The sequence below is a fragment of the Paraburkholderia sp. SIMBA_054 genome, from assembly GCF_046534875.1.
GTDB classification, from domain to species: domain Bacteria; phylum Pseudomonadota; class Gammaproteobacteria; order Burkholderiales; family Burkholderiaceae; genus Paraburkholderia; species Paraburkholderia hospita.
The window spans coordinates 1-242 of the sequence record NZ_JAWRXV010001551.1 but is presented as its reverse complement, the minus strand read 5'-3'; the positions used below and the strand labels follow the sequence as shown (position 1 = coordinate 242).

Annotated in this window: 1 protein-coding gene; it reads left to right on the top strand. The window is 69.4% G+C overall.

Annotation, left to right across the window (positions count from 1 at the left end; genetic code table 11):
* A partial coding sequence (locus tag SB822_RS60250; protein WP_410859535.1) for an endolytic transglycosylase MltG occupies positions 1–242 on the top strand: 242 nt, incomplete at both ends.

Below are 242 nucleotides of genomic sequence, written 5' to 3'. Positions count from 1 at the left end.
ATGACGGCAACTGGCTGCTGCTGGCCCGCCAGGTCGGCGCCGCCGGCCACATCAAGGTCGGCGAGTACGCGCTGCAGCCAGCGCTGAGCCCGCGCGAGCTGCTCGAGCGCATGCGCCAGGGCAAGGTGATCCAGTACCGCTTCACCATTGTCGAAGGCTGGAACATCCGCCAGCTGCGCGCGGCGATCAATGCCGCTTCGCCGCTGCAGCATGCCGCGGCCGATCTCGACGATGCCGCGCTG